This window comes from Streptomyces sp. NPDC028368, assembly GCF_055565615.1.
In genome coordinates this window covers 477164-501572 of the sequence record NZ_JBVHTY010000003.1, presented here as the reverse complement: position 1 = coordinate 501572, position 24409 = coordinate 477164, and the positions used below count along the sequence as shown (strand labels likewise).

The following is a 24409-nucleotide window of genomic DNA, read 5'->3' as shown; positions in this document are numbered from 1 at the left end:
CGGCGCCGCGCCCGCAGGCGGAGCAATCCCCCCGCGGCACCGCCCCGCTGCCGTTGGATCGGGCGGACGGGCCGACCGCTGTCCCCTTGACCGCACCCGCCCGCCCGGCACCGTGTACGTCCCGGCACGGTGCGGGGCGCCCGCGTCCGATGCGTGCACGACGGTGGCGCGGCAGCCGGATCTCCGCGGTGCGGCGGTCGGATCTCTCCAGTTCTGACGGCGGAACATTGGCGGATCGCGCAACCGCCGGCCGGCACCTAGGGGTGACACTGGTCGCATACCCGCCCGCCCACGTACCTACAGGGGAACTCATGACGGGGTCACGCGTCCTGGCGCTCGGCCACTACCAGCCCTCCCGCGTGCTCACCAACGACGATCTCGCCCGGCTCGTCGAGACCGATGACGCCTGGATCCGCAGCCGCGTGGGCATCCGTACCCGGCACATCGCCGCCGCCGACGAGACGGTCGACTCGATGGCCGCCGCGGCCGCCGCCAAGGCGCTGGCCACGAGCGGGCTGGCCCCGCGGGACATCGACCTCGTACTGGTCGCGACCTGCACGGCCGCCGACCGCAGTCCGAACGCCGCGGCGCGGGTCGCCGCCCGGCTCGGCCTGGTCGCGCCGGCCACGATGGATATCAACGTCGTCTGCTCCGGCTTCACCCATGCGCTGGCCACCGCCGACCACGCCATCCGGGCCGGTTCCGCGACGAACGCGCTGGTCATCGGTGCGGAGAAGTTCACCGACGTGGTCGACTGGACGGACCGTACGACCTGCGTCCTGGTCGGCGACGGGGCCGGGGCCGCGGTGGTCACCGCGTCCGACGAGCCGGAGCCGGCGATCGGCCCGGTGCTGTGGGGTTCGGTCCCCCAGATGGGCAACGCGGTACGGATCGAGGGTGAGCCGGCCCGGTTCGCCCAGGAGGGCCAGACCGTCTACCGCTGGGCGACCACCCAGCTCCCGGCCATCGCCCGCCAGGTCTGCGAACGCTCCGGCATCCTCCCCGAGGACCTGGCCGGTGTCGTGCTCCACCAGGCCAACCTGCGGATCATCGAGCCGGTCGCGGAGCGTATCGGCGCGGTCAACGCGGTGGTCGCCAAGGACGTGGTCGACTCCGGCAACACCTCCGCGGCCTCGGTGCCACTGGCCCTGTCCAAGCTGGTCGAACGCCGCGAGATCCCGTCCGGCGCGCCCGTCCTCCTCTTCGCCTTCGGCGGCAATCTCTCGTACGCGGGGCAGGTCATCCGCTGCCCGTGAGACGGGCGGACGGCCACGTCCGATGCGTTCACCCCCGGACCGGCGGGCTCCCGCGCTCGCCGGGATCCGGACGGCCACGGGGGGGATCTCTTCGCCCCACGGGGTGAATCTCTTCGCCTCACGATGTGGATCTCTTCGCCCCGCCGGCCCGACCGGCCGCTCCCGGCTCGTTACGGCTGCTCGCGCAGATAGTGCGCACCGCACAGGAAACAGAACGGCTCGGCCTTGGACGAGCCCCAGGCGTCGGCGGGCAAGGTGGCCGCGGCCGGAGCCAGGTCTCGCCCGCACATGGCTGTGAGGCTGCCCACCCGGCACATGTGCCACAGCTTGACCGGCGTGTCCTCGTGCGGCAGCACGCCTTCCTCGTATTCAGCACGGATCTCGTGGTCCATGGCGGTGCACCTCCTAGCCCAACGATGCGCCGAGCGGGGGCGGGCCACAACGCAGGCGGGCGGCCGGGGTCAGAACACCGACCAGCCGGTCAGCGTGGTGAAGTGGTCCAGCGCCGCCGCGCCCGCGACGGAGTTGCCGCGGGTGTCCAGCCCCGGGCTCCACACGCACAGCGTGCAGCGGCCCGGCACCACGGCCACGATCCCGCCGCCGACCCCGCTCTTCGCGGGCAGCCCCACCCGGTAGGCGAACTCCCCCGCCGCGTCATACGTCCCGCAGGTCAGCATCACCGCGTTGATCCGCTTGGCCTCGCGGGCCTCGAGCAGCCGGGTGCCGTCGGCGCGCAGCCCGTGGCGGGCCAGGAAGCCGCCGGCGATGGCCAGGTCGCGGCAGTTCATCTCTATCGAGCACTGCCAGAAGTAGTGCTCGATGACGCTGGGGACCGGATTCTCCAGATTGCCGAACGACGCCATGAAGTGCGCCAGCGCGGCATTACGGTCCCCGTGGTCGGCCTCCGAGTCGGCCACCGCCTGGTCGAAGGCCAGCTCCGGATTGCCGCTCTCCTCGCGCAGGAAGTCCAGCAGCGAGGTGCTGGCATCGCCCGTGAGGGTCTGCAGCCGGTCGGTGACAACCAGGGCGCCCGCGTTGATGAACGGATTGCGCGGAATGCCGTTCTCCGCCTCCAGCTGGACCAGCGAATTGAACGGCGTACCGGACGGCTCGCGGCCCACCCGCCGCCAGATGTCGCCGTGGCTGCCGTGGCTCTGGGCCATCACCAGCGCCAGCGAGAAGGTCTTGGAGATGGACTGGACGGAGAACGGGACCTCCCAGTCGCCGACCCCGTACACCTCGCCGTTGATGTCGGCCACCGCGATCCCGAAGCGGTCCGCGGCCACCCGCTCGAGCGCCGGTATGTAGTCGGCGACCTGTCCCTGCCCCGCGTAGGGCCGGGCGTGGGCCGCTACCTCTTCGATCACGGCCTGGTAGTCCATGACGCACACGCTAACCTGGCGCGCGGATCAGCCCCATCGGAGCCCCCGCCGGCGCCTTCACCTCGGCCGGCCCAGACCTCCGCTCACGGCAGGCGCTTGCGCCGTGCGGCCCACCCGTGTCGCGCTCTTCGCTCACGTACCTCAGCCTGGCACGGGAACCCCACGGCCGGCCGCGCCGTTGATCCCTTTGATCCCCTTACGACACCGAGCTTCACGGAGGCAGCAATGTCAGGGTTCCTCGACCGTGCCAAGGAGCAGGCCCAGCGCGGACTGGCGCAGGGCAAGCAGAAGGTCGACGAAGTGCAGGCGCACCGCGCCGGATCCGAGCTGCTGAAGAAGCTGGGTGCCGCGTATTACGCCGAGCGCAGCGGCAGCGGCTCGCCCGAGACGACCCGGGAAGCGCTCGACGCGCTGGAGGCCCACATCAACGCCCACGGCGACGCATTCCTCCGCGGCTAGCGGCGGGCGCGCGCCCGGCCGGAATCGCTCGCACACCCCCCGAACAACCGGTCCGTTTTATGCCGTTCCACTCCATCGGTCCCGACCCATCCCGTAGAAGCGAGGCATGAGGCGGTGCGCGGTCGGCGGCCGCCGCGCACCGATCGGAGTCGGCCATGGCCGTACCGCTGTCCGCCGCCCAATTCCTCGACGCGCTCAAGGCCGAGGGACTGCGGGTCGTCGAGGTCGGCGACTGGAGGACGCACAACCGCGGGCACATGGGCCCATGGGGCCCGGTGCACGGCATCGTGGTGCACCACACCGCGACGTCCGGCGCCGAGGGCACCGTCCGGCTCTGCTACAACGGCCACACGGATTTGCCGGGCCCGCTGTGCCATGGCGTGATCACCAAGGACGGCGCGGTGCATCTGGTCGGCTGCGGCCGCGCCAACCACGCCGGACTCGGCGACGGCGACGTCCTGCGGGCGGTGATCGCCGAGAAGCGGCTGCCGCCGGACAACGACACCGACACCGATGGCAATCAGGTCTTCTACGGCTTCGAGTGCGAGAACCTCGGCGACGGCACGGACCCCTGGCCGGCGGCCCAGACGGAGGCCCTGGAGAAGGCCGCGGCGGCACTGTGCCGGGCGCACGGCTGGAGCGAGCGCTCGGTGATCGGCCATCTGGAGTGGCAGCCGGGCAAGATCGATCCCCGGGGCTTCACCATGGACGGGCTGCGCGAGCGGATCCGCGAACGCCTGAAGTGACCCCGCACCGCCCGGCGGACCGCACCGGACCCGCACGCCACACCGGCCGCACGGGACAATGGGTGCCATGTCCCGCCCCGATCCCGACATCCTGCGGCCGCGCCTCCCCTCCCCCCTCCAGGAGATCGCGGACGAGCCGTTCGCACGCCGCGGCGTGCGGCTGCTGCTCAAGCGGGACGACCTGATCCACCCGGACCTGCCGGGCAACAAGTGGCGCAAGCTCGCGCCCAATCTGCGGGCCGCCGCCGCGTCCGGTGAGCGCGCTCTGCTGACCTTCGGCGGCGCGTACTCCAACCATCTGCGCGCCACCGCGGCGGCCGGCCGTCTCCTGGGCTTCGCCACCATCGGTGTGGTCCGCGGCGACGAGCTGGCCGCCGCCCCGCTCAACCCGTCCCTGGCCCGCTGCGCCGCCGACGGCATGCGGCTGCACTTCATCGACCGGGCCCGCTATCGCCGTAAGACCGACCCGGACGTGCTCGCCGGCCTGCGCGAGAGCTTCGGCGCCTTCCGGGTCATACCGGAGGGCGGCAGCAACTCCCTTGCCGCACAAGGCTGTACGGAACTGGGCCGGGAGCTGCGCGGGGCCGCGGACACGGTCGCGGTGGCCTGCGGCACGGGCGGCACCCTGGCGGGCCTGGCCGCCGGGCTGGGCCCGGACCAGCGGGCCATCGGCTTCCCCGTACTCAAGGGCGGTGGTGCCGGGGGCCCGCACTTCCTCCAGGAGACGGTCGAGGAACTCCAGCGCGCGGCCTTCGGCGGTCCGCGCGGCGACTGGCGGCTGGAGGACCGCTTCACATGTGGCGGATACGCCCGCAGCACCCCCGGGCTGGACGCCTTCGCCGACGCCTTCGAGGCCCGCCACCGGCTCCTGGTGGAGCGCGTCTATGTCGCCAAGCTGCTGTACGGGCTGACGACGCTGGCCGAGGAGGGCGCGTTCGCCCCCGGCAGCACGGTGGCGGCCGTGATCACGGGGACGCCGTGAGCCGGGCGCCCGTCGGGCCGCCGGCCCGTAAGCCATCGGGCCGGACGCGCTAGGCCCGCTCCCGGTACGCCGCGGCCTCCTCCAGGTCCAGCCTGCGCAGCAGGGTCCGCAGCATCTCGTCGTCGATGCGGCGGGCGTCGCGCAGCTCGACGAAGACCCGGCGCTCGGCGTCGATCATTTCGCGGCTGAGCCGCCGGTAGGTCTCGTCGGCGGATTCCCCGGTTTCCTCGTTGACCGTGCCGAGCCGCTCCCACACGGCGTTGCGGCGCCGCTCCAGGACCGTGCGCAGACGGTCGGCGAGGGGCCCCGGCAACGCGTTGCGCGGGTCCTCGAGGAGTTCGTCCAGCAGCGCCTCGGCGGCCCGTGAGGCGTCGTTCTGGGCCTGTGCCTCGGCGAGCGTCTCGGCCTGTACGTCGCGGCCCGGGAGTTTCAGGGCCTTGATCAGCGGCGGCAGCGTCAGGCCCTGGATGACGAGGGTGGCGATGACGGTGGTGAATGTCAGGAACAGCACCAGGTTGCGGGCCGGAAGGGGGCCGCCGCCGTGCACGGTGGCGGGGATGGAGAAGGCGATGGCCAGCGACACCACCCCGCGCATCCCGGCCCAGCCGACGATGACCGGCGCCCTCCAGTCCGTATCGGGCTCGCGGGCCCGGATCCGGGCGGACAGGAAGCGCGGCAGGTAGGTGGAGGGAAAGACCCAGACGATGCGCGCGACGACCACGACGGCGAACAGCACGGCCGCGTACCCCAGGGCCTGTGCCGTGCCGAACTCCCCCAGGCCGCGCAGCACCACCGGCAGCTGCAGCCCGATCAGCGCGAAGACCGCGGACTCCAGGACGAAGGAGACGACCTTCCAGACGGCGTCCTCCTGGAGCCGCGTCTCGAAGTCGACCTGCCAGGAGCGGTGGCCCAGGTAGAGGGCGACCACGACGACGGCGAGCACCCCGGAGGCGCCGACCTGTTCGGCGGCCGCGTACGCCACGAACGGGATGAGCAGCGAGAGAGTGTTCTCCAGCAGCGCCGAGTCCCGCAGCCGGCAGCGCAGCCAGTGCAGCGGCACCATCAGGACCAGGCCGATGCCGATGCCGCCGAGGGAGGCGATGGCGAATGCCTTGATGCCGTCGGCCCAGGTGGCGCCGATCCCGACGGCCGCGGCCAGCGCCACCTTGTAGGCGGTGATCGCGGTGGCGTCGTTGACCAGCGATTCACCCTGCAGAATCGTGGTGATCCGGCTCGGCAGCCCGAGCCTGCGGGCGATGGCGGTGGCCGCGACGGCGTCCGGCGGCGCGACCACGGCGCCCAGGACGAGGGCCGCGGTCAGCGGAAGCCCCGGGATGACCAGATAGGCGGCGTAGCCCACCACCAGGGTCGCGAAGAGGACATAGCCGACCGACAGCAGCGCCACCGGCCGCAGATTGGCCCGCAGGTCCAGATACGAGCTGTCCAGCGCGGCGGTGTGCAGCAGCGGGGGCAGCAGCAACGGCAGCACGATGTGCGGGTCGAGGGTGTAATCGGGGATACCGGGGATGTACGAGGCCGCGAGCCCGGCGGCGACCAGCAGCAGCGGCGCCGGAACGGGGGTGCGCCGCGCCAGCCCGGCGACCCCCGCGCTCCCCGCGACCAGCAACAACAGCGGCATCACGTCCATCGGTCCCGTCCCGTCCCCGTACCTCCGCCGGCCCTCCCGGCGATCTACCCTGGCCATCATGAGCGAGCGCAGCGAGCGAATCATGGAAAGGTGCGCGCCTCGCGCATGCGAGGCCGAGCGGAGCGAGGGGTCGGCATGAACGAGTGCACGCATGTTCCCGGACTGCCGCGCGCCGAACCGGCCCCGCTGAGCGAGACCTGTCTGGAATGCCTGGCCGTCGGCAGCCACCCGGTGCAGCTGCGGCTGTGCCTGGTGTGCGGCCATGTCGGCTGCTGCGATTCCTCGCCGTACCGGCATGCGACCGCGCACTACAAGGAGACCGGCCACCCGGTGATGCGGTCCTTCGAGCCGGGCGACGAGTGGCGCTGGTGCTTCGTCGACCAACTCTTGGTGTGAGCTCCTCGCGGGCGTCCCTTTAGCCTTGCGGCATGATCCGCGAAGCAAGCGTTGAGGACGTCCCCGCGATCCTGGCCATGATCGCCGAGCTGGCCTCGTACGAGCGCGCACCGGAGTCCGCGCAGGCCACCGAGCCGCAGCTGAAGGAGGCGCTCTTCGGGGCCCACCCGGCGGCCTTCGCCTTGATCGCGGAGGCGGACGGCGCCCCGGTGGGCTTTGCCCTGTGGTTCCGGAACTTCTCGACCTGGACGGGCACGCACGGTGTCTATCTGGAGGACCTGTACGTACGGCCCGAGGCGCGCGGCGGCGGCCACGGCAAGGCGCTGCTCGCGGCCCTCGCCGAGATCTGCATGGCCCGCGGCTACGAGCGTTTCGAGTGGTCAGTCCTGGATTGGAACGAACCGTCCATCGGTTTTTACCGGTCGATCGGCGCTCAACCCATGGACGAATGGACGGTCTTCCGGCTCACTGGAGATGCGCTGCACAACCTTGCCGCCTTCTCGCGAGTCAACGGAGCGTAATCGGCATGGATTTGACTGTGCACCCCTCTAGCCACCGTCCGTACCCGTAGCCCTACAATAAGTAACAGTGCGTGACAGTGGCGGCGCGGGGCGAGCATGCCCCGGAGCGTCGCCCGGATGGCAGCCGTGCTCCTTCCGGGCGACACCGGCCCACCGATCGCGATAGCGTCACAGCCGAACCATGTGCTGCGCCGGTTCGTTCTCCTTTCACACGACGGGAGAATCGGCCGGCGTGGATGTCCCGAGGCCCTCGGAGACATCCAGCATTCCAGCTCAACCAGCTTGTGCCACCTTGGAGGTGAGGGTGTCCCAGATCGCAGGCGAGCCCGGGACTCAGGACTTCGTGGAAGTCCGTCTGCCCGCTGCGGGTGCCTACCTGTCCGTGCTGCGTACGGCCACGGCCGGACTCGCAGCCCGCTTGGACTTCACCCTCGACGAGATCGAGGATCTGCGCATCGCGGTCGACGAGGCCTGCGCGATCCTGCTGCAACAGGCCGTCCCCGGCAGTGTGCTGAGCTGCGTCTTCCGCCTGATCGATGACGCGCTGCAGGTGACCGTGTCGGCTCCGACGACCGACGGCCGTGCCCCGGAGCGCGACACCTTCGCCTGGACGGTGCTCTCCGCTCTGGCCGGCAAGGTCGATTCCACCGTCGCCGAGGACCGTACGGTCACCATCAGCCTGTACAAGGAGCGCGGCGCCGGTCCCGGACCGTCATGACCGAACAGGGGGCCCCGTGAAAGATCTCGAACGCGGCACGCGGATGGCGTCCGGAGTCGCCATCCCCGAGCAGCAGGCCCGGCCGCATCCGATGGGCACGGACGACCACGGCGGCCGGTTGGACGCGGCGGAGCAGGCAGAGCGGGCGGACCATATGGACCAGAGCGAGCAGCAGGGGCAGCAGGCGGATCGGCACGATCCGTCCGGCCCCGACCAGAAGCCCCAGGAAGACCAGCGTCCCCGCGAGCCGCACGGTCCACAGGACCGCAGCGGCGCGCGGGCGATGTTCTACGAGCTGCGCGGGCTGCCCGACGGCTCTCCGGAGCGCGCGGAGCTGCGCAACGTCCTCGTACGGATGCATCTGCCGCTCGTCGAGCATCTGGCGCGGCGGTTCCGCAACCGCGGCGAGCCGCTGGACGATCTGACCCAGGTCGCCACCATCGGTCTGATCAAGTCGGTGGACCGCTTCGACCCGGAGCGCGGCGTGGAGTTCTCCACGTACGCCACCCCCACCGTCGTCGGCGAGATCAAGCGGCACTTCCGCGACAAGGGCTGGGCGGTCCGCGTCCCGCGTCGCCTCCAGGAGCTGCGGCTGTCGCTGACCACGGCGACCGCCGAGCTCTCCCAGCGGCACGGCCGGGCACCGACGGTTCATGAGCTGGCCGAGCACCTCGGGATCTCCGAGGAGGAGGTCCTCGAAGGTCTGGAGTCGGCGAACGCGTACAGCACGCTCTCCCTTGACGTGCCGGACACGGACGACGAGTCGCCGGCCGTTGCCGACACCCTCGGCTCCGAGGACGAGGCGCTGGAGGGGGTGGAGTACCGCGAGTCCCTCAAACCGCTGCTGGAGGATCTCCCGCCGCGTGAGAAGAAGATCCTGCTGCTCCGCTTCTTCGGCAACATGACCCAGTCGCAGATCGCCCAGGAGGTCGGCATCTCCCAGATGCATGTCTCACGCCTCCTGGCCCGCACCCTGGCGCAGCTGCGGGACAAGCTCCTGGTGGAGGAGTAACTCTTACGTGTACGCGAAGTGGGCGGGGCCGCTACGGCCCCGCCCACTTCATTTACGTCCCGCTGTCCCGTTATTCCGTTTCCCGGGGGCCGATGCCCAGCGCCACGGTGGCCGTCGGGTTGACCAGCAGGCCGAGGACGACGACGGCGACGACGGCGAGCCCGGCACCAGCCGCGATCAGCGCCCCGCCGCCCTTGATCAGCGTCCAGGCCACCGGCAGCGCCACGATCTGGGTGATCAGCGAGGGGCCGCGGCTCCAGCGGCGGCGCAGCCACAGCCCTCGCGCGGCGACGAGCGGCAGCGCGGCAAGCGCGAGCACGGTCACCCCGCCCATCTCGGCCTGCTGCGGACTGTCCGGCGACCCGGCCAGCCCCATGATCAACATGTAGGCGCCCATGGCGGCCAGCGCCAGCCCCTCGACAGCGGTGAGCGCCGCGGCGGCGCTCAGCCGGGCGGGTCGCGGGCCGGTCGGCTCGGGTGCGGCGGAGGTGCCGGCGGCTCGGTTCGCGGACTGTTTCTGCTGACTGCTCACCCCAGCAGGGTAGCGCCGCGCTGTGCGGGGGCCGGGGCCGACCGAACCCTGGACGGGACGTGAAGCGAGTACCGGCAGGTAGGTACGCTGCTTCATATGCGCGCACTTCTCGTGGTCAATCCCGCAGCAACCACCACCAGTGTCCGCACCCGTGACGTGCTCACCCATGCGCTCGCCAGCGACCTCAAGCTCGAGGTCGCCGAGACGAAGTACCGGGGGCACGCCCGTGACCTGGCCCGGGAGGCCACCGAGGGCGGGGAGACCGAACTGGTCGTGGCGCTCGGCGGCGACGGCACGGTCAACGAAGTCGTCAACGGCCTGCTGGCGAACGGCCCCGATCCGGACTCCCACCCCCGGCTGGCCGTCGTCCCCGGTGGCTCCACCAATGTCTTCGCCCGCGCGCTGGGCCTGCCCAATGACGTCGTGGAGGCGACCGGCGCCCTCCTGGACGCGCTGCGCGACCGCAGCGAGCGCACCGTCGGCCTGGGCCTGGCCTCCGGCACCCCCGGGACCAAGGACGAGGGCGCACCGCCCCGCTGGTTCACCTTCTGCGCCGGCTTCGGCTTCGACGCCGGCGTCGTGGGCCGCGTGGAGCAGCAGCGCGAACGCGGCAAGCGTTCGACGCATGCCCTGTACGTGCGGCAGTTCGTACGTCAGTACCTGGGCGAGCAGAACCGCCGGCACGGCTCCATCACGCTCGAACGTCCGGGCGGCACGGCGGGCACCACCGAGGTCGTCGAGGACCTTGTGATGTCCATAATCTGCAACACCGCCCCCTGGACCTACCTGGGCAATCGCCCGATCTACCCGTCCCCCGGGGCATCGTTCGACTCGGGCCTGGATCTGTTCGCACTGGGCAGGCTCTCGGCCCCGGCGGTGGCCCGGTACGGCACCCAGCTCCTGACGTCAACACCGCACCGCGGCCCCCGGGGCAAGCACGCGGTCTCACTCCATGACCTCACCGAGTTCACCTTGCATTCGCAGGCGCCACTGCCGTTCCAGATGGACGGGGACCACCTGGGACTGCGTACGAGTGTGACGTTCACAGGCGTTCGCCGTGCACTGCGTGTGATTGTGTGAGCAGTAGGGCCTAAAGTCCTTTCACTCGAACGTTTAGGCTGTCCTCCACCCCCTGGAATGACGGCTGTGACCGAGGCGACACCAAGGAATCAAAAAAAAGTTTCCGGAAGGGGTTGTATCCGCCGCCGAGGTTTGCGAGTCTCTTCATGGCGATCGGGACGGCCGCTTTACCGGCCCCCTTGAGAGCCCGAATCCCCTCCTCATTCCACAGGACCGCACCAGTTCACAGCTGGATTTCGGCCCTTCCCTTGTGGAGGGATTCGTGAAAGCGTTCACATTCACAAGCAACGTTCCCGTCATACGAGGAGATGGAGCAGCCATGGACTGGCGTCACCGCGCCGTTTGCCGCGAGGAAGACCCCGAGCTCTTCTTCCCCATCGGCAACACCGGTCCTGCGCTGCTGCAGATCGAGGAAGCCAAGGCCGTCTGCCGCCGCTGCCCCGTCATGGAGCAGTGCCTGCAGTGGGCGCTCGAGTCCGGCCAGGACTCCGGCGTCTGGGGTGGTCTGAGCGAGGACGAGCGCCGCGCAATGAAGCGCCGTGCAGCTCGCAACCGGGCGCGCAACGCCAGCGCCTGAGCCAGCAGCCCCGTGGCCCCCGAGCCGCAGCGCGCAGTACCCCCGATGCAGCCCCGGCGCTGACAAGCCCGGTTGTTATCGCATCGCAATAGCTTTGAGCCCCGGACCAGATGGGTCCGGGGCTTGTTGCTGTTCACCGGCTCTTACGGCACTGCGGCGCCGCGTCGGAACGCTCTCCCTCAGAGCGGCTTCCCCCAGAGCCGTTTCTCGGCACCGCTTCCCGGTGGCCGCTTCTCAGTGCTGCTTTTCGGCGCGTACGGGGACGTCGAGGACGACCTGGGTGCCGCGCTCGGGCGCCCGCACCATGTCGAACGTGCCGCCCAACTCCCCCTCCACCAGGGTCCGTACGATCTGCAGCCCCAGGTTTCCGGCGCGCTGCGGATCGAACCCCTCGGGCAGACCGCGGCCGTTGTCCTGGACGGTGACCAGCAGCCGCGGCTCCGTACGGCTGCCGCCGCGCACCGCGCCGACCTCGACCGTGCCGCCTTCCGCCTGGTCGAAGGCGTGCTCCAGGGCGTTCTGCAGGATCTCCGTGAGCACCATCGACAGCGGGGTGGCGACCTCCGCGTCCAGGATGCCGAAACGGCCGGTGCGCCGGGTGGTCACCTTGCCGGGGGAGATCTCCGCGACCATGGCCAGCACCCGGTCGGCGATCTCGTCGAACTCGACCCGTTCATCGAGGTTCTGGGACAGCGTCTCGTGCACGATCGCGATCGAACCGACCCGGCGTACGGCCTCGTTGAGCGCCTCGCGGCCCTGTTCGGAATCCATCCGGCGGGCCTGCAGACGCAACAATGCGGCAACGGTCTGGAGATTGTTCTTCACCCGGTGGTGGATTTCCCGGATGGTGGCGTCCTTGGTGATCAGCTCCCGCTCGCGACGTCTCAATTCGGTGACATCGCGCAGCAGCACCAGGGACCCGATGTGCGTTCCCTTCGGCTTGAGCGGAATGGCGCGCAATTGGATCACGCCTTCGTCGCCCTCGACCTCGAATTCCCGGGGGGCCCAGCCGCTGGCGAGCTTGACCAGCGCCTCGTCCACCGGGCCGCGGGCGGGCGCCAGTTCGGCGGTGGCCTGTCCGAGGTGGTGGCCCACCAGGTCGGCTGCGAGGCCGAGCCGGTGGTAGGCGGAGAGCGCGTTGGGGCTGGCGTACTGGACGACACCGTCGGCGTCGAGCCGGATCAACCCGTCGCCGGCGCGCGGCGAGGCGTCCATGTCGACCTGCTGGCCGGGGAAGGGAAACGATCCTGCAGCGATCATCTGGGCGAGGTCGGAGGCGCTCTGGAGGTAGGTGAGCTCCAGGCGGCTCGGCGTCCGCACGGTCAGCAGGTTCGTATTCCGCGCGATCACCCCGAGCACCCGCCCCTCGCGGCGGACCGGAATGGACTCGACCCGTACCGGCACCTCCTCCCGCCACTCCGGGTCGCCCTCCCGCACGATCCGCCCCTCGTCCAGCGCGGAGTCCAGCATCGGCCGGCGGCCGCGCGGAACGAGATGACCGACCATGTCGTCCTGATAAGAGGTGGGGCCCGTATTGGGCCGCATCTGGGCGACCGAGACATAGCGGGTGCCGTCGAGAGTGGGGACCCACAGCACGAGGTCGGCGAAGGAGAGGTCGGAGAGCAGCTGCCACTCCGAGACCAGCAGATGCAGCCACTCGAGGTCGGAGTCGCTCAGAGCGGTGTGCTGGCGTACGAGATCGTTCATGGAGGGCACATCTTGGAGCCTACCGGCGTACGGTGTACCTGTTGTCGTACCTGATGTTCGGACGCATCTCCTGTCGGGCCTTCCAGCGGTGCCTCTCGATGGCCCGTGCAGGGGCATGGACAACCGAGAATGGTCTAGTCCACAATGTTGGGCGCAACACACTTTCTGAGGGTTCCCTCAGATCCTGATCCTCCGCTCTCCCCGCACAGGAGAGTGGAACGAGGCCCGAAGCGCTCTCTGCCCTGACTGCGCCGAGGCCTCCGATCGACCGGCCTCGGGCCGGGACCGTACCCCTACCGCACATGGGGTATCTCCCGGCCGGCAAACGGGGTCGGCCGATGTCAGCTCCGGGCTGCGGTGCCGGACAGGCTGAGGGTCCTGTCCCGGCGCCGCGGCCCGCGGGTGCTTCAGGGGGCTTCGGCCGTACGGGCCTCCCTCGTCTCCGGCCAGGCCTGCATCGCCAGCTCGGCCACGGCCTCCAGCGTCGCCCGGTCCGCGCCGTCCCGCGCCTGCTGCGACATGCCCTGCACCACGGCCCCTGTGTAATGGGCGAGCGCGAGCGCGTCCGTATCGGCGGGGAGTTCACCGGATGCGATGTCCGCGGAGATCGCCTGCTCGAAATCCCGGCGGTTCGACCGCCTCATCTCCCTCAGGGACTCGGCGACCTCGGCTGATGCGGGGGCGATGTTCTGGGCGGCGCTGATGACGAGGCAGCCGCGGGGGCGGCCGGGGACGGTGTACTCGAAGGCGGCCTCGCGCAGTGCCCGTTCGACACCGCGGCGGGCGGTCGGCTCCTCCGCCACGGCGCGGGACAGAAACCCGCCGTACAGCCGCCCGTACTCGGCCACGACCTCGTCGAACAGCGACCGTTTGTCGCCGAAGGCGGCGTAGAGGCTGGGTGCACTGATGCCCATGGTGCGGGTGAGGTCGGAGATGGATGTGGCTTCGTAGCCCTGCTCCCAGAAGGACCGAATCGCCTGCTCGAGGGCCGTCTCCCGGTCGAAGGAGCGGGGCCTGCCGCGCTGTTTCGTTTCCTTGCTCGCCATGGAGTGAATTCTATAGCGGCCGGTACGGAAGCCTGTTATGTTTTCTGTAGCGAGCGATACAGAACGCGCGGTGCGGGACATCCGTGCGCGCACGTCGCACGCCTGGCGACACAGGGAATGGGGAGGGGCACTGCCATGGGTGCACTGCGGGGCAAGACGGCACTGGTGACGGGCGGCAGCAGGGGGATCGGCCGGGCCATCTCGGAGCGGCTGGGGCGGGACGGGGCACGGGTCGGCGTGCACTACGGGCGCGATGAGACGGCGGCCAAGGAGACGGTCTCGGCGATCGAGAGCGCGGGAGGCCAGGCCTTTGCGGTCCGGGCCGAGTTGGGGGTGCCGGGAGACGCCCAGACGCTGTGGGCCGCATTCGCCGAACGGTCCGAAGGGCTGGACATCCTGGTCAACAATGCCGGGATCAACAAGGCACTCGACGGGACGCTGAAGCCGATCGGAACGGTGACGGAGGAGGATTTCGACCACCTCTTCGCGGTCAACACCAAGGCGCCGTTCTTCGTCGTCCAGCAGGGACTGGCCCTGCTGCGGGACGGCGGCCGGATCATCAATGTCTCGACGGGACTGACCCGCGGCGCGGCCAAACCCGAGCTGATCACCTACGCCATGTCCAAGGGCGCGATCGATGTCTTCACCTCGACGCTCGCCAAGGAGCTGGGCCGGCGCGGGATCACGGTCAACGCGGTGGCGCCCGGCGCCGTCGACACGGACATGAACGCCGGCTGGCTGCGCGGGGAGGCGAACGCCGGGGCGCGGGACACGCTCGGGGCGATATCCCCGCTGGGCCGGGTCGCGGACCCCACCGACATCGGGGACGTTGTGGCCTTCCTCGCCTCTGACGACAGCCGCTGGGTGACGGGCCAGTGGATCGACGCAACGGGAGGCGTGCTGCTCTGACGGCCGGCGCCGACCCGTCGGTCCGGTGGCCCGTGCGGCCATCGGACCGACGGCAAAACATCCCCCGCCGTTCGCCGACGACACCCGGTTCCGCGGGCCGCCCTCTGCTAGATTGGTCTATACCACATAGCCCATTCTCCAGAACGGCAGGCCAAGCGTGGAAGTTGTCATCGTCCCGGACGCCACGGCAGGCGGAGAGCTCATCGCGGAGGCCGTCGCCACCCTGATGCGCCGCAAGCCCGACGCGCTGCTCGGCGTGGCCACCGGCTCGACCCCGTTGCCCATCTACGAGGCGCTCTCGGCGAAGGTCCGGGCCGGTGCGGTGGACGCCTCGCGGGCCCGCATCTGCCAGCTCGACGAGTATGTGGGCCTGCCGGCCGGACACCCCGAGTCCTACCGTTCGGTGGTGCTGCGCGAGGTGGTGGAGCCGCTGGGTCTCGGTGCGGACTCCTTCATGGGGCCCGACGGTTCGGCGGAGGATGTCCAGGCCGCGTGCGAGGCGTACGACAAGGCGCTGAGCGAGGCCGGAGGGGTGGATCTCCAGCTGCTCGGCATCGGCACCGACGGGCACATCGGCTTCAACGAGCCCTGCTCGTCGCTCGCTTCCCGTACCCGCATCAAAACGCTCACCCAGCAGACCCGGGAGGACAACGCCCGCTTCTTCGACAGCCTCGACGAGGTACCGCACCACGTCATCACCCAGGGCATCGGCACGATCCTGGAGGCCCGTCACCTGGTCCTGCTCGCCACGGGCGAGGGCAAGGCCGACGCCGTGGCGCACGCCGTCGAGGGCCCGGTCGCCGCGCTGGTCCCGGCCTCGGCGCTGCAGCTCCACCCGCATGCGACGGTCGTCGTCGACGAGGGGGCGGCCTCCAAGCTGAAGCTCGCCGAATACTTCCGGGCCACGTATGCGGCGAAGCCTCAGTGGCAGGGGATCTAGGCCTCGTCGTCGGGGCGCGGTGAGGCGTTCGGCGAGGGCCCGCAGGTCGGGGAGGGCGGCGGCGATGCGGGATGCGGAGTCGTCGGGAAGGCCGGCCAGGGCGCGGGAGATGTCGGAGTGCAGGCGGGCGTCGACCTGACGGCTGCCGGCGTGCGTCCGGGGGGGGCGTAGCTGGACGGCGCGGCGGTCGGCGGGGGCGGGGGTGCGGTCGATCAGGCCGTCCGCGGCCGGCTTGGTGACCAGGGTGCTGACGTTGCGGGGCTGTGTCCGCAGCGGCTCGGCGGCCTGACGCACGCTGATGCCCGGCCGGTCGAAGACCAGTTGCGTCAGTCCGACCCGGGCCTACGGGCGCGTCTTCTCGCCGGCCGGGGGCGCTTGGCCTGCAGCAGTACGCGGTGCAGGGGCCGTTCGGGACGGGGGAGTTCAGCGGGCGTGTCGGGGCGTTCACGGCGCGCACCCTACGGCTGCGGCGGCGCTCTCAGCCGCCGGCCGCCGGCCCGCTCCCCGTAAGCATCCGATCCCCGCCCTTGCCCCCTCCCCGTCAGCGCCCCCTTCCCGTCAGTCCCCGCTCCCCGTCACGCTCGTGAGGGCCTCCGCCACCGCCTGGCCGCACACCCGGGCCGCGCCATGGGTGGCGATGTGGAGGGCGCCGGTGGGCGGAGACTGCGGGACGCCCATTTCGATGACCGCGGTGCCGGGGCGGGCCGCGATGAGGGTGCGCAGCGCCTCGGCCATCCACGGATGGCGGTGGGCGTCGCGGACGACGGCGACGATGCGGCGGCCGGCGGCCTCGGTGAGCAAGCCGTCGATCAGGGCGGGGGTGCCCGCCGCGGCCGCGGACCCGGCGGTGCAGGTGGCGGTCCGGGTGCCGGGGAGCAGCCGGGTGAGTTCGGCGGCGACGCCCCAGGGGGTCTCCTCACCTACGGCGATGTTGGCGAGGGGGGTGAAGGCGGCGACGTAGGCGGGGGCGGTCAGTGGAGCGTACGGGCGGTCGCCGGCGGTGATGCGCAGGGCGCGCCGGGCCGCGGTGAGGCCGATCCCGGGTGCGGGCGCGGCCCCCTCCCCCGCGCCCGCACCCCGGGTCCAGCGCGCCAGGGCGCGCACCCGTGCCGCGGCGTCGGCGAGCCGCTTCTCCGACAGCTCGCCCTCGCGCACCGCCCCCACCAGAGCGTCGCGCAGCCGCAGCACGGTGTCCTCGTCGGCCAGTCCCCCGCCGACACAGATGGCGTCCGCGCCGGCCGCGATGGCCAGGACGCTGCCGCGCTCGATGCCGTACGTGGCGGAGATGGCCTGCATTTCCATGCCGTCGGTGACGATCAGACCGTCGAAGCCGAGACCTCCGTCGGCGGCCGGCGCGCGCAGCAGGCCGTGCAGGGCGGCCGGGCTGAGCGTCGCCGGGTGGTCACCGTCCAGGGCGGGCAGCAGGATGTGCGCGCTCATCACGGCCTTGGTGCCGGCGGCGACGGCGGCGCGGAAGGGGACCAGTTCGCGTTCCTGGAGGGTGGGCAGATCGGCGGTGATGCGCGGCAGGTCGTGGTGGGAGTCAACGGCGGTGTCGCCGTGCCCGGGGAAGTGTTTGGTGCAGGCGGCGACGCCGGCCGACTGCAGCCCGTCGATGTAGGCGGCGGTGTGCCGGGCGACCAGCTGCGGGTCGGCGCCGAAGGAGCGGACGCCGATGACGGGGTTGTCGGGGTTGGAGTTGACGTCGGCGGACGGCGCCCAGTTGAGGCTGATGCCGCAGTCGGCCAGACGGCGGCCGAGTTCGCGCGCCACCTCGCGGGTCAGGGCGGTGTCGTCGACGGCGCCGAGCGCGAGATTGCCGGGGAAGGAGGAGCCGCCGCGCACTTCGAGGCGGGTGACATCGCCGCCCTCCTCGTCGATGGCGACGAGGAGGTCCGGCCGTGCGCTCCTCAACTGAGCGCAGAGCGCGGCAAGTTGTTCGGGGTTTTCCACATTGCGGCCGAAGAGGCCCACCGAGGCCAGGCCCTCATCGAGGCGGCGGAGCAGCCAGGTGGGGGCGGTGGTGCCGGTGAAGCCGGGCTGGAGGACGGCGAGCGCATCGCGGGTGAGGGTGTCGGTGGAACGTACGGGGCCCACAAAGGCAGTCATGCGTTATCCCTTCACTGCGCCGGAGGTGAGACCGCCGACCGCCTTGCGTTGCAGGAACAGGAAGAGGAGCAGGATCGGGACGGCGAAGAGGGAGGCGGCGGCCATGGTGGCACCCCAGTCGTCCCCGAACTGGCTCTGGAACTGCGAGAGCCACAGCGGCAGGGTGCCCGCGTCCGGCTCCTTGTTGAGGACCAGAACGAGCGGGAATTCGTTCCAGGCGGTGATGAAGCCGAAGAGGGAGGTGGCCATCAGCCCGGGGGCGAGGAGCGGGAAGACGACCTTGAGGAAGGCCTGGCGGCGCGAGCAGCCGTCGACCATCGCGGATTCCTCCAGTTCCCTGGGCACCGCGGCGACATAGCCGCGCAGCGTCAGGAGGGTGAAGGGCAGCACCATCAGCATGTAGAAGAAGGTGAGCGGGAGGAGGCTGTTGAGCATGTCGGCATCGCGGACGATCAGATAGATCGAGATCACCATGACCTCCCAGGGCGCCATCTGGGCGACCATGAAGGTCAGCAGGATGCCCCTGCGGCCCTTGAAGCGCATCCGGGTGAGGGCGAACGCCCCGCAGAGCGCGATGACCAGCGACAGGCCGACGGCGAGGACGGTGACGACGGCCGAGTTCCCGGCCAGGGTCCAGAAGTTGGGGGCGTTCACCGCCGTGGCGAAGTGCTCGAAGGTGCCGTGGAAGGGGAACCACACCGGGTCTTGGGTGATGATGTCCCGGGTCGGCTTGAAGGCCGTGCTGAACATCCAGTAGACGGGGAAGACGAAGCCGATGGCGAGCACGACCGCCGTCGCGTTGGGCCAGATGCGGCCGGCCGTCGAAAAAGCAGCGCGCTTCACAGCTCGTTCTCCTCTTGCCGTTCCTGCTTGAGCGTCAGACGCAGGTAGTACGCGGTCATGGCCACCAGCACCACGATCGTCAGCAGCGAGATCGCGGCGCCCATGCCGAAGTGGAGGTTGCCGACGCCTTCGGTGAAGGCGTAGATCGGCAGGGTTTCGGTGAGCCGGTCCGGGCCGCCTTCGTTGATCGCGAAGATCTGCGGGAACGCCTTGAAGACCCAGATGACTTCCAGAAAGGTCGTGGCGAGGAAGAAGGGCTTGAGGAAGGGGAAGGTGACGGAGGTGAAGACCTGCCAGGTGCCCGCGCCGTCCATCCGGGCCGCTTCGTAGAGCTCTTCGGGGATGGTCGTGGTGGCGGCGTAGAGGTTGAGGGCCACGAAGGGCAGCGACTGCCAGACGATCAGTACGGTGATGACGAAGAAGGTCGACAGCTGGGTGCCGACCCAGTCGTAGTGGGCCATCGCGTGCCAGCCGGCCGCGTCCAGCAGCCAGTTGACAACGCCGTAGCGGGAGTCGAAGAGCCACTGGAAGACGGTGGTGGCGGCGATCACGGGCATCGCCCAGGCCAGCACCAGCGCGGCGGACAGCGTCAGGCGCATCTTCTTGCCGAGCCGGGCCAGCAGCAGCCCGATCAGCACGCCGAGGACCATGATCAAGACGACGTTGACCGCGGTGAAGACGATGGTGCGGAGGGTGACCCGCCAGAACTGCTCGCTGCCGAGGATTTCCTGGTAGTTGCCGGTCCCCCGCCACTCGGTGAGGTGCTGGATCAGCTCCTTCATATTGAGGTTCTGGAAGGAGAGCAGAATGTTGCGCACCATCGGCCAGCCCAGGAAGACCGCGGTCGCGAGCAGGGCCGGGAGCAGCAGCAGATACGGGGTGGCCCGCCGTCTCCTGGGAGCGCGGCGGCCGGGCGGCTCGCCCCCCTTGCCGGTCCGCGCCGCGGCCTTCGTCACCGCGCCGTCGAGCTGCACTGCCATGGGCCCTGCTCCCCCTCGTTGCCGTCCTCGTTGCCGTCGGTTGCACCTGGTGGACGCGTACGGGACCGAGGACGGCCGGCCCCGTACGCCGCTGGTGGTCGTGAGTGGCGGCGAGTTACCCCATGGACGGGTAACTCCCGGGCGGATTTCTCCCGGGCGTTCTACTCCTTGGCGAGCCGCGCGTTGATCTCGGACTCGACGTCCTTGGCTGCGTCGGCCGGGGACTTACCGCCCAGCACGGCCGTCATATAGCTCTTGATCGGATTCGGCACGTTCTCCACCGCGGCCCACTGGGGAATCAGCGGAGTCGTCCCGCCGGACTTTTCCGCGGCCGGTGCGGCGGCGGCCGCGGCCGGATTCTCCTTGGCGGCGGAGGCCAGATCGGGGGACTTGGGCGTCCAGCCGGACTCCTTGACCATCTGGCCGTCGTTCTGCTTCGACAGGGCTATCTTCAGGAATTCCTTGGCGAGTTCCTGGTTCTTGCCCATTCCGGCGACGGCGAAGTTGGAGCCGCCGAGAAAGACGCCCTCGGGCTTTGCGGCGGTCTCACCGGGAATGGTGAAGAAGCCGATGTCCTTCTTGATTTGCGGGTTGGCCTTGACGGCGGTGGCGGCCTCATAGCCCATGGCGATAACGGCGCCGGTCTTCCCCTTGGCGAATACCTCGGCCTGCTGCGGGGTGGCCTCGTCCTTGTTCTTCGGGGCGGTGCTGAAAGCCTGGTACTGCCGGTAGATGTCCATGGCCTTGGAGACCTTGGGGTCGCCGAGGTTGGAGACCCACTTGCCGCCCTGCTTCTTCACCAGATCGGCTCCGGTGCCGATGGTCAGGCCGTCGAAGAAGTACCAGTTCTGGCCGGGGAGATACAGCGGCTCGGCGTCGGTCTTCTTCTTGATGGCGCCGAACGCCTTGAAGAGCTCGCCACGGGTCTTGGGGGTGTCCTTGAGGCCCGCCTCGGCCCAGATCTTCTTGTTGTACATCACCACGCGGTTTCCGGCGTACCACGGCAGCGCGTACTGCTTTCCGTCCACCAGCGCCGCCTTGTTGAAGGCGTCGTTCCAGTCGGCGCCGATGTCCTTCTTCAGGTCACCGAGGTCGGTCAGGGCGCCCGCCTTGGCGTAGGCGGCGGTCTGGGTATTGCCGATCTCGACCACGTCCGGCGGGGTGTCCTCGGAAAGGGCGGTGCTCAGCTTCTGCTGAATTCCGTTCCACTGCTGGACCTTGAACTCGACGGTGGCACCGGTCTTCTTCTTGAACTGCGCGGCGACCTGCTCGCTCCACTGCGCCGGATTCGATCCGCTCATCACCCATACGGTCAGCTTCTGGCCCTTGAAGCCATTCGCGCCCGCCTTGCCGTCGCTGGACCCACAGGCAGCGACACTCACCAGCATTCCCGCGACCGCGGTCGCCGCTATGAGCCCACGCTTCATTGCGCTCTCCCCCAAAGGCCGGGTGTGGTCTTTAATGGTTTAGACCAGTGCCCGCAGCTTGGCCTAGACCTTTAGGGGTGTCAAGGGTGTATAAGAGTCGCTGTCAGGTCCGTTACCGGACCGACATCCGGCGGGCCTGCGAGGGAGCACGGGAAGACCACTCGTGCCACGATGTGAGCCGCTACGTACGGAGGAGCCGGTGACGGCAGCTCGACAACAGTCGGAGAGGCGGGTCATGGAGACCGAAGGCGGCAGTGCCGAGAGCGCCGGCAGCGCCCCGCGCACCGCTCGGGTGCCCAAGTACTACCGCCTCAAGCGGCACTTGCTGGAGATCACCGACACGCTGCCGCCCGGCACCCCGGTACCGCCCGAGCGCACCCTGGCCGCGGAGTTCGACACCTCCCGCACGACGGTCCGTCAGGCCCTCCAGGAACTGGTCGTCGAGGGCCGCCTGGAGCGCATCCAGGGCAAGGGCACCTTCGTCGCCAAGCCCAAGGTCTCCCAGGCGCTGCAACTGACCTCCTACACCGAGGACATGCGCGCCCAGGGGCTGGAGCCGACCTCTCAGCTGCTGGACATCGGCTATGTCACCGCCGACGACCGGCTGGCCGGGCTGCTGGACATCACCACCGGCGGCCGGGTGCTGCGCATCGAGCGGCTGCGGCTGGCCAGCGGCGAACCGATGGCCATCGAGATCACCCATCTGTCCGCGAAGCGCTTCCCCGCGCTGCGCCGCAACCTCGTCAAATACACGTCCCTCTACACCGCGCTGGCCGAGGTCTACGACGTCCGTCTGGCCCAGGCCGAGGAGACCATCGAGACCTCGCTGGCCACCCCGCGCGAGGCCGGCCTGCTGGGCACCGATGTCGGCCTGCCCATGCTGATGCTCTCCCGGCACTCCCTCGACGCCCAGGGGCAGCCGGTGGAATGGGTCCGCTCGGTCTACCGCGGCGACCGCTACAAGTTCGTCGCCCGGCTGAGCCGCCCCACCGACTGAGAGCGCCACCGGCGGCGCACCGGGAGCCCGCAACTCACGTATGCCATACCGATATGCGGACACCTAGTGACGCGCGCCACGACCCTGCCTTAGATTTCCAGCCGATTACCCAGGAGAAAATGCCACGGACGGAGCCCCGCCATGCCAGAGTCAGCGCCAGCAGCCGCGCCCCCGGAGCCCAGACGGATCGTCACACCCACGCGGGTGGTGGCCGCGGTGTGCCTGCTCGCTCCGTTCGTGGCGATGCTGTGGGTCAGTTCGTACGCAAAGATCGAGCCGACGCTGATCGGGATCCCGTTCTTCTACTGGTACCAGATGCTGTGGGTGCTGATCTCGACCGCGCTGACGATGCTTGCGTACAAGCTGGTGCAGCGTGAGAAGCGCGCCCGCAAGGATGGTGTGACCAAGTGAGCCTCTACGCCTCCGCCGCCCACACCCCCGCCACGCACCTCGCGGCCGCGCCCACCGGCGGTGTCAACGGCGTCGCACTCGCCGTCTTCATCTTCTTCTTCATCGCCGTGACGGTCATGGGCTTCCTGGCCGCCCGCTGGCGCAAGGCCGAACAGTCCGCCAACCTCGACGAATGGGGCCTGGGCGGCCGCAGCTTCGGCACCTGGGTGACGTGGTTCCTGCTCGGCGGTGACCTCTACACCGCGTACACCTTCGTGGCCGTCCCGGCGGCGATCTACGCGGCCGGCGCATCCGGCTTCTTCGCCGTCCCGTACACGATCCTGGTCTACCCCCTCATCTTCACCTTCCTCCCCCGCCTGTGGTCGGTCTCGCACAAGCACGGCTACGTCACCACCTCCGACTTCGTGCGCGGCCGCTTCGGTTCCAAGGGCCTGTCGCTGGCCGTGGCGCTCACCGGCATCCTCGCCACGATGCCGTACATCGCTCTCCAGCTGGTGGGCATCCAGGCCGTCCTGGACGTGATGGGTGTCGGCGGCGGCGAGAACACCAACTGGTTCGTCAAGGACCTGCCGCTGCTGATCGCGTTCGCGGTGCTGGCCGCCTACACCTACTCCTCGGGCCTGCGGGCGCCCGCCCTGATCGCCTTCGTCAAGGACGGCCTGATTTACCTGGTCATCGCCGTCGCGATCATCTACATCCCGATCAAGCTGGGCGGCTTCGACCACATCTTCGACGCGGCGGGCAAGGCGTTCGCCCAGCCCGGCGCCGTCCCCGGCAAGCCCCGCGGCGAGCTGACGAGCGGCCCGCACGCGCAGTGGGCCTACGCCACCTTGGCGCTGGGCTCCGCGCTGGCGCTCTTCATGTACCCGCACTCCATCACGGCCACGCTGTCCTCGCGCAGCCGCAACGTGATCCGCCGCAACACCACCATCCTGCCGCTGTACTCCCTGATGCTGGGCTTCCTGGCGCTGCTCGGCTTCATGGCGATCAAGGCCGGTACGGACATCCAGGGCAACCCGCAGCTGGCGATTCCGCAGCTGTTCGAGGACATGTTCCCCAGCTGGTTCTCCGGCGTCGCCTTCGCCGCGATCGGCATCGGCGCTCTCGTACCGGCGGCCATCATGTCGATCGCCGCCGCCAACCTCTTCACCCGCAACGTCTACAAGGACTTCCTCAAGCCGGACGCGACCGCGGAGCAGGAGCACAAGGTCGCCAAGCTGGTCTCGCTGCTGGTGAAGGTGGGTGCGCTCGTCTTCGTCCTCACCATGGACAAGACCGTCGCCATCAACTTCCAGCTGCTGGGCGGCATCTGGATCCTGCAGACCATGCCGTCCCTGGTCGGCGGCCTGTTCACCCGCTGGTTCCACCGCTGGGCGCTGCTGGCGGGCTGGGCGGTCGGCATGCTCTACGGCACCCTCGCGGCATACGGCGTGGCCAGCCCCACCCAGGCCCACTTCGGCGGCTCCAGCAAGGAGATCCCCGGCATCGGTGAGATCGGCTACATCGGTCTGACCGCGTTTGTGCTGAATGTGGTGGTGACGGTCGTGCTGACCTTCGTCCTGAAGGCCGTCAAGGCGCCGGAGGGCGTCGACGAGACCAGCCCCGCCGACTACACCGCGGACGCCGGCGACAAGGGCGTCACGGCGGAGCTGCCGAAGACTGCGGAGGGGGCGCCGGCGGGGCACTGAGCCGGCGGCTTGCTCACGCCGAAGGGCCGCCGCGTTCCCCGGG

The 24409-nt window shown here is 70.0% G+C and carries 25 protein-coding genes; 15 read left to right on the top strand and 10 right to left on the bottom strand.

The annotated features are described in order from the left end of the window. Positions 1–311 precede the first annotated feature (311 nt). The gene (locus ACZ4S3_RS09385) at positions 312–1256 is read left to right on the top strand and encodes a beta-ketoacyl-ACP synthase III (RefSeq protein ID WP_467928958.1); all 945 of its coding nucleotides are present in this window, start codon (positions 312–314) and stop codon (positions 1254–1256) included. Between the two features lie 170 nt (positions 1257–1426). On the opposite strand, the gene ACZ4S3_RS09380 is transcribed toward ACZ4S3_RS09385, so the two are convergent. Together ACZ4S3_RS09380 and ACZ4S3_RS09375 are read right to left on the bottom strand one after the other, a co-directional pair. Continuing rightward, positions 1427–1648, bottom strand: a complete 222-nt coding sequence (locus ACZ4S3_RS09380) for a hypothetical protein (RefSeq protein WP_467928954.1) — start codon at positions 1646–1648, stop codon at positions 1427–1429. Between the two features lie 69 nt (positions 1649–1717). Continuing rightward, complete coding sequence (locus ACZ4S3_RS09375; RefSeq protein ID WP_467928950.1) at positions 1718–2638, bottom strand: glutaminase; 921 nt, start codon at positions 2636–2638, stop codon at positions 1718–1720. A gap of 225 nt (positions 2639–2863) precedes the next feature. Here ACZ4S3_RS09375 and ACZ4S3_RS09370 point away from each other — a divergent pair, with 225 nt between their 5' ends. From ACZ4S3_RS09370 to ACZ4S3_RS09360, 3 genes are all read left to right on the top strand, one after another. After that, on the top strand, positions 2864–3097 hold the full coding sequence (locus ACZ4S3_RS09370; protein ID WP_467928946.1) for a hypothetical protein: 234 nt from the start codon (positions 2864–2866) through the stop codon (positions 3095–3097). 155 nt (positions 3098–3252) lie between these two features. After that, on the top strand, positions 3253–3843 hold the full coding sequence (locus tag ACZ4S3_RS09365) for an N-acetylmuramoyl-L-alanine amidase (RefSeq protein ID WP_467928941.1): 591 nt from the start codon (positions 3253–3255) through the stop codon (positions 3841–3843). A gap of 67 nt (positions 3844–3910) precedes the next feature. Then, a complete protein-coding gene (locus ACZ4S3_RS09360; RefSeq protein ID WP_467928937.1) occupies positions 3911–4825 on the top strand; it encodes a 1-aminocyclopropane-1-carboxylate deaminase/D-cysteine desulfhydrase in 915 nt (304 codons plus the stop codon). Between the two features lie 49 nt (positions 4826–4874). On the opposite strand, the gene ACZ4S3_RS09355 is transcribed toward ACZ4S3_RS09360, so the two are convergent. After that, entirely contained in the window at positions 4875–6473 is a 1599-nt protein-coding gene (locus ACZ4S3_RS09355) for a Na+/H+ antiporter (RefSeq protein ID WP_467928934.1), read from the bottom strand. Positions 6474–6608: 135 nt separating this feature from the next. On the opposite strand from ACZ4S3_RS09355, the gene ACZ4S3_RS09350 reads away from it, so the two are divergent. The 4 genes from ACZ4S3_RS09350 (at position 6609) to ACZ4S3_RS09335 (ending at position 9120) form a co-directional block, all read left to right on the top strand. Beyond that, a complete protein-coding gene (locus ACZ4S3_RS09350; protein ID WP_467928930.1) occupies positions 6609–6869 on the top strand; it encodes a UBP-type zinc finger domain-containing protein in 261 nt (86 codons plus the stop codon). Positions 6870–6901: 32 nt separating this feature from the next. Then, on the top strand, positions 6902–7390 hold the full coding sequence (locus ACZ4S3_RS09345; RefSeq protein WP_467928925.1) for a GNAT family N-acetyltransferase: 489 nt from the start codon (positions 6902–6904) through the stop codon (positions 7388–7390). 304 nt (positions 7391–7694) lie between these two features. Beyond that, complete coding sequence (locus tag ACZ4S3_RS09340) at positions 7695–8108, top strand: ATP-binding protein (RefSeq protein ID WP_003985353.1); 414 nt, start codon at positions 7695–7697, stop codon at positions 8106–8108. 43 nt (positions 8109–8151) lie between these two features. Then, positions 8152–9120 (top strand): RNA polymerase sigma factor SigF, encoded by a 969-nt coding sequence (locus ACZ4S3_RS09335; RefSeq protein ID WP_467929712.1) that lies wholly within the window; start codon positions 8152–8154, stop codon positions 9118–9120. Between the two features lie 70 nt (positions 9121–9190). On the opposite strand, the gene ACZ4S3_RS09330 is transcribed toward ACZ4S3_RS09335, so the two are convergent. Further along, positions 9191–9652, bottom strand: a complete 462-nt coding sequence (locus ACZ4S3_RS09330) for a hypothetical protein (protein ID WP_467928920.1) — start codon at positions 9650–9652, stop codon at positions 9191–9193. A gap of 96 nt (positions 9653–9748) precedes the next feature. Between ACZ4S3_RS09330 and ACZ4S3_RS09325 the strand changes: the two genes are divergently transcribed. Together ACZ4S3_RS09325 and ACZ4S3_RS09320 are read left to right on the top strand one after the other, a co-directional pair. Beyond that, the gene (locus ACZ4S3_RS09325; protein ID WP_467928916.1) at positions 9749–10732 is read left to right on the top strand and encodes a diacylglycerol/lipid kinase family protein; all 984 of its coding nucleotides are present in this window, start codon (positions 9749–9751) and stop codon (positions 10730–10732) included. 319 nt (positions 10733–11051) lie between these two features. Then, positions 11052–11309 (top strand): WhiB family transcriptional regulator, encoded by a 258-nt coding sequence (locus ACZ4S3_RS09320; RefSeq protein WP_003983230.1) that lies wholly within the window; start codon positions 11052–11054, stop codon positions 11307–11309. Positions 11310–11543: 234 nt separating this feature from the next. Here ACZ4S3_RS09320 and ACZ4S3_RS09315 read toward each other — a convergent pair whose 3' ends face one another. Further along, a complete protein-coding gene (locus ACZ4S3_RS09315) occupies positions 11544–13016 on the bottom strand; it encodes a sensor histidine kinase (protein ID WP_467928913.1) in 1473 nt (490 codons plus the stop codon). Positions 13017–13423: 407 nt separating this feature from the next. Then, positions 13424–14062, bottom strand: a complete 639-nt coding sequence (locus tag ACZ4S3_RS09310; protein ID WP_467928908.1) for a TetR/AcrR family transcriptional regulator — start codon at positions 14060–14062, stop codon at positions 13424–13426. 135 nt (positions 14063–14197) lie between these two features. On the opposite strand from ACZ4S3_RS09310, the gene ACZ4S3_RS09305 reads away from it, so the two are divergent. Next, entirely contained in the window at positions 14198–14971 is a 774-nt protein-coding gene (locus tag ACZ4S3_RS09305) for an SDR family oxidoreductase (RefSeq protein ID WP_467928904.1), read from the top strand. 157 nt (positions 14972–15128) lie between these two features. After that, a complete protein-coding gene (gene nagB, locus ACZ4S3_RS09300; RefSeq protein WP_467928899.1) occupies positions 15129–15911 on the top strand; it encodes a glucosamine-6-phosphate deaminase in 783 nt (260 codons plus the stop codon). 558 nt (positions 15912–16469) lie between these two features. On the opposite strand, the gene ACZ4S3_RS09295 is transcribed toward nagB, so the two are convergent. The 4 genes from ACZ4S3_RS09295 to ACZ4S3_RS09280 all read right to left on the bottom strand — a co-directional run bounded on the left by ACZ4S3_RS09295 (position 16470) and on the right by ACZ4S3_RS09280 (position 21270). Next, positions 16470–18020: a glycoside hydrolase family 3 protein gene (locus tag ACZ4S3_RS09295; RefSeq protein WP_467928895.1), complete on the bottom strand. Its 1551-nt coding sequence runs from the start codon at positions 18018–18020 to the stop codon at positions 16470–16472. A gap of 3 nt (positions 18021–18023) precedes the next feature. Continuing rightward, a complete protein-coding gene (locus ACZ4S3_RS09290; RefSeq protein WP_467928891.1) occupies positions 18024–18863 on the bottom strand; it encodes a carbohydrate ABC transporter permease in 840 nt (279 codons plus the stop codon). Next, positions 18860–19843: a carbohydrate ABC transporter permease gene (locus ACZ4S3_RS09285; protein WP_467928889.1), complete on the bottom strand. Its 984-nt coding sequence runs from the start codon at positions 19841–19843 to the stop codon at positions 18860–18862. Before ACZ4S3_RS09285 ends, ACZ4S3_RS09290 begins: the two co-directional genes overlap by 4 nt. A 161-nt stretch (positions 19844–20004) precedes the next feature. Next, entirely contained in the window at positions 20005–21270 is a 1266-nt protein-coding gene (locus ACZ4S3_RS09280; RefSeq protein WP_467928887.1) for an extracellular solute-binding protein, read from the bottom strand. A gap of 235 nt (positions 21271–21505) precedes the next feature. On the opposite strand from ACZ4S3_RS09280, the gene ACZ4S3_RS09275 reads away from it, so the two are divergent. The 3 genes from ACZ4S3_RS09275 to mctP all read left to right on the top strand — a co-directional run bounded on the left by ACZ4S3_RS09275 (position 21506) and on the right by mctP (position 24366). Further along, positions 21506–22267, top strand: coding sequence for a GntR family transcriptional regulator (locus tag ACZ4S3_RS09275; protein WP_467928884.1), 762 nt, complete (start codon positions 21506–21508; stop codon positions 22265–22267). A 141-nt stretch (positions 22268–22408) separates the two neighbouring features. Beyond that, positions 22409–22678, top strand: a complete 270-nt coding sequence (locus ACZ4S3_RS09270) for a DUF3311 domain-containing protein (RefSeq protein ID WP_467928880.1) — start codon at positions 22409–22411, stop codon at positions 22676–22678. Continuing rightward, positions 22675–24366: a monocarboxylate uptake permease MctP gene (mctP, locus tag ACZ4S3_RS09265; protein WP_467928876.1), complete on the top strand. Its 1692-nt coding sequence runs from the start codon at positions 22675–22677 to the stop codon at positions 24364–24366. The genes ACZ4S3_RS09270 and mctP overlap by 4 nt, the downstream gene beginning before the upstream one ends. Positions 24367–24409: the final 43 nt, after the last annotated feature.